The 4,445-nt window shown below is 50.8% G+C and carries 6 tRNA genes, 2 rRNA genes and 1 other annotated feature; of the genes, 1 reads left to right on the top strand and 7 read right to left on the bottom strand.

Annotated features, from left to right (window positions below):
* Positions 1–1,068: 1,068 nt before the first annotated feature.
* Positions 1,069–1,863 (bottom strand) — a sequence feature (16S ribosomal RNA rRNA prediction is too short).
* Between the two features lie 129 nt (positions 1,864–1,992).
* The 7 genes from A0126_RS16320 to rrf all read right to left on the bottom strand — a co-directional run bounded on the left by A0126_RS16320 (position 1,993) and on the right by rrf (position 2,723).
* A tRNA-Ala gene (locus tag A0126_RS16320) sits at positions 1,993–2,068 on the bottom strand.
* Positions 2,069–2,090: 22 nt separating this feature from the next.
* Positions 2,091–2,167 (bottom strand) — tRNA-Pro (locus A0126_RS16315).
* Between the two features lie 6 nt (positions 2,168–2,173).
* Positions 2,174–2,247 (bottom strand) — tRNA-Arg (locus A0126_RS16310).
* 37 nt (positions 2,248–2,284) lie between these two features.
* Positions 2,285–2,371: transfer RNA gene (locus A0126_RS16305), tRNA-Leu, on the bottom strand.
* Between the two features lie 61 nt (positions 2,372–2,432).
* Positions 2,433–2,508, bottom strand: a tRNA-Thr gene (locus A0126_RS16300).
* A gap of 15 nt (positions 2,509–2,523) precedes the next feature.
* A tRNA-Val gene (locus A0126_RS16295) sits at positions 2,524–2,599 on the bottom strand.
* A gap of 8 nt (positions 2,600–2,607) precedes the next feature.
* Positions 2,608–2,723: ribosomal RNA gene (rrf, locus tag A0126_RS16290) — 5S ribosomal RNA — on the bottom strand.
* Between the two features lie 77 nt (positions 2,724–2,800).
* Between rrf and A0126_RS16285 the strand changes: the two genes are divergently transcribed.
* Positions 2,801–4,396, top strand: a 16S ribosomal RNA gene (locus tag A0126_RS16285).
* The last annotated feature ends 49 nt before the right edge of the window (positions 4,397–4,445 follow it).

Raw genomic sequence — 4,445 nt, 5'->3', positions numbered from 1 at the left:
TAGTCACAAAAACGAGCAAGTCAAACACTTTATGGAGAGTTTGATCCTGGCTCAGGACGAACGCTGGCGGCGTGCCTAATACATGCAAGTCGAGCGCAGGAAGCTCGCGGAACTCTTCGGAGGGAAGCAAGTGGAACGGCATGGGAACGGGTGTGACCACTTGGCTATCGCCACCAGACATCTATTATCTTAACATTATGTTTCCATAACGTCAAGCACTTTTTTTGAAAGGCTCGCGCCCTCAAAACTGAAGTCATCAACAATCATCTGCTAGAACAAGGCCTCGACCGATTAGTATCACTCAGCTCCGCATGTCACCATGCTTCCACCCGTGACCTATCTACCTCATCGTCTCTGTACGCCCTTCATACCTTGATCTAGCATTTTGGTATTCTAAGAACACACGTCTAATGACATGGTTATAAAAATTTGATGTCTTGTTGATGTCTTCAGTTTTCAAGGTGCGAGTGTCTCTTACGAGACTAGAGAGACGAGCTCTCAAAACTGAACGATGGGCATGTCCCTTACGGGACGTTTTCCTTAGAAAGGAGGTGATCCAGCCGCACCTTCCGATACGGCTACCTTGTTACGACTTCACCCCAATCATCTACCCATCCACCGTACGCCCTTCATACCTTGATCTAGCATTTTGGTATTCTAAGAACACACGTCTAATGACATGGTTATAAAAATTTGATGTCTTGTTGATGTCTTCAGTTTTCAAGGTGCGAGTGTCTCTATCGAGACTGAGAGACGAGCTCTCAAAACTGAACGATGGGCATGTCCCTTACGGGACGTTTTCCTTAGAAAGGAGGTGATCCAGCCGCACCTTCCGATACGGCTACCTTGTTACGACTTCACCCCAATCCAAGGCATCCACCGTACGCCCTTCATACCTTGATCTAGCATTTTGGTATTCTAAGAACACACGTCTAATGACATGGTTATAAAAATTTGATGTCTTGTTGATGTCTTCAGTTTTCAAGGTGCGAGTGTCTCTTACGAGACTGAGAGACGAGCTCTCAAAACTGAACGATGGGCATGTCCCTTACGGGACGTTTTCCTTAGAAAGGAGGTGATCCAGCCGCACCTTCCGATACGGCTACCTTGTTACGACTTCACCCCAATCATCTACCCCACCTTCGACAAGGCATCCACCGTACGCCCTTCATACCTTGATCTAGCATTTTGGTATTCTAAGAACACACGTCTAATGACATGGTTATAAAAATTTGATGTCTTGTTGATGTCTTCAGTTTTCAAGGTGCGAGTGCCTTCTCCATGGAAATAGACAAGACAAATGGAGCCTAGCGGGATCGAACCGCTGACCTCCTGCGTGCAAGGCAGGCGCTCTCCCAGCTGAGCTAAGGCCCCAGGATATGAACTTAAAATTGAATGGTGGGCCTAAGTGGACTCGAACCACCGACCTCACGCTTATCAGGCGTGCGCTCTAACCAGCTGAGCTATAGGCCCATTCAAATATGGGATGATTCAGTTGAGAGATCGGACTCTCAAAACTGAACGATGGGCATGTCCCTTACGGGACGTTTTCCTTAGAAAGGAGGTGATCCAGCCGCACCTTCCGATACGGCTACCTTGTTACGACTTCACCCCAATCATCTACCCCACCTTCGAGCGCCTTTCATCATCGGACCATGCGGTCCGAAGAACTATCCGGTATTAGCTCCGATTTCTCGGAGTTATCCCAATCCTTGAGGCAGGTTCCTTACGTGTTACTCACCCGTCCGCCGCTCATTCCACTCACTTCCCTCCGAAGAGTTCCGCGAGCTTCCTGCGCTCGACTTGCATGTATTAGGCACGCCGCCAGCGTTCGTCCTGAGCCAGGATCAAACTCTCCATAAAGTGTTTGACTTGCTCGTTTTTGTGACTAAAAGTCACGTTGACGAAGCTTGCGCTTCATTCATTGTTTGTATCCGAAGATACGTTTTTTGCCTCATCGTTCAGTTTTCAAAGTTCGTCAAAGATAAAATTTGGTGGAGCCTAGCGGGATCGAACCGCTGACCTCCTGCGTGCAAGGCAGGCGCTCTCCCAGCTGAGCTAAGGCCCCATTAAAGGGATTAAATTGAAGATGGTCGGGAAGACAGGATTCGAACCTGCGACCCCTTGGTCCCAAACCAAGTGCTCTACCAAGCTGAGCTACTTCCCGAAAAAGTGCACCCTGAGAGATTCGAACTCCCGACCCCTTGATTCGTAGTCAAGTACTCTATCCAGCTGAGCTAAGGGTGCGGGGTATAATGGATCAAACAGTTATTAAAATTAAAAATGGTACCGAGGGCCGGAATCGAACCGGCACGGGGAAACCCCCGCAGGATTTTAAGTCCTGTGCGTCTACCAGTTCCGCCACCCCGGCAGGGTTTTAAAGGTAGAACCTAAATTCTAAATCAGAATCTTCGGTGATATTTAAATGAAAATGGTGCCGGCAACAGGAGTCGAACCCGCGACCTACTGATTACAAGTCAGTTGCTCTACCAGCTGAGCTACACCGGCAAGTGTAAATAAAAATGGTGGAGGATGACGGGATCGAACCGCCGACCCTCTGCTTGTAAGGCAGATGCTCTCCCAGCTGAGCTAATCCTCCATATGTACGCCTGGCAGCGTCCTATCCTCACAGGGGGAAGCCCCCAACTACTTTCGGCGTTCAAGTGCTTAACTTCCGTGTTCGGCATGGGAACGGGTGTGACCACTTGGCTATCGCCACCAGACATCTATTATCTTAACATTATGTTTCCATAACGTCAAGCACTTTTTTTGAAAGGCTCGCGCCCTCAAAACTGAAGTCATCAACAAAATCATCTGCTAGAACAAGGCCTCGACCGATTAGTATCACTCAGCTCCGCATGTCACCATGCTTCCACCCGTGACCTATCTACCTCATCGTCTCTGAGGGGTCTTTCTTGATTACTCAAAGGGAAATAGTGGAATGAGCGGCGGACGGGTGAGTAACACGTAAGGAACCTGCCTCAAGGATTGGGATAACTCCGAGAAATCGGAGCTAATACCGGATAGTTCTTCGGACCGCATGGTCCGATGATGAAAGGCGCTCCGGCGTCACCTTGAGATGGCCTTGCGGTGCATTAGCTAGTTGGTGGGGTAATGGCCTACCAAGGCGACGATGCATAGCCGACCTGAGAGGGTGATCGGCCACACTGGGACTGAGACACGGCCCAGACTCCTACGGGAGGCAGCAGTAGGGAATCTTCCACAATGGACGAAAGTCTGATGGAGCAACGCCGCGTGAGTGATGAAGGTTTTCGGATCGTAAAACTCTGTTGTAAGGGAAGAACAGATACGAGAGGTAATGCTCGTATCCTGACGGTACCTTGCGAGAAAGCCACGGCTAACTACGTGCCAGCAGCCGCGGTAATACGTAGGTGGCAAGCGTTGTCCGGAATTATTGGGCGTAAAGCGCGCGCAGGCGGCCTTTTAAGTCTGATGTGAAAGCCCCCGGCTCAACCGGGGAGGGTCATTGGAAACTGGAAGGCTTGAGTACAGAAGAGAAGAGTGGAATTCCATGTGTAGCGGTGAAATGCGTAGAGATGTGGAGGAACACCAGTGGCGAAGGCGACTCTTTGGTCTGTAACTGACGCTGAGGCGCGAAAGCGTGGGGAGCAAACAGGATTAGATACCCTGGTAGTCCACGCCGTAAACGATGAGTGCTAGGTGTTGGGGGGTTTCCGCCCCTCAGTGCTGAAGCTAACGCATTAAGCACTCCGCCTGGGGAGTACGGCCGCAAGGCTGAAACTCAAAGGAATTGACGGGGACCCGCACAAGCGGTGGAGCATGTGGTTTAATTCGAAGCAACGCGAAGAACCTTACCAACTCTTGACATCCCCTTGACCGCTTGAGAGATCAAGTTTTCCCTTCGGGGACAAGGGTGACAGGTGGTGCATGGTTGTCGTCAGCTCGTGTCGTGAGATGTTGGGTTAAGTCCCGCAACGAGCGCAACCCCTATCCTTAGTTGCCAGCATTTAGTTGGGCACTCTAGGGAGACTGCCGGTGACAAACCGGAGGAAGGTGGGGATGACGTCAAATCATCATGCCCCTTATGAGTTGGGCTACACACGTGCTACAATGGACGGTACAAAGGGCAGCGAGACCGCGAGGTGGAGCCAATCCCAGAAAGCCGTTCCCAGTTCGGATTGCAGGCTGCAACTCGCCTGCATGAAGTCGGAATCGCTAGTAATCGCAGGTCAGCATACTGCGGTGAATACGTTCCCGGGTCTTGTACACACCGCCCGTCACACCACGAGAGTTTGCAACACCCGAAGCCGGTGAGGTAACCGCAAGGAGCCAGCCGTCGAAGGTGGGGTAGATGATTGGGGTGAAGTCGTAACAAGGTAGCCGTATCGGAAGGTGCGGCTGGATCACCTCCTTTCTAAGGAAAACGTCCCGTAAGGGACATGCCCATCGTTCAGTTTTGAGAG

The organism is Exiguobacterium sp. N4-1P, assembly GCF_002214325.1.
This window is presented reverse-complemented; position numbering and strand designations above follow the sequence as displayed.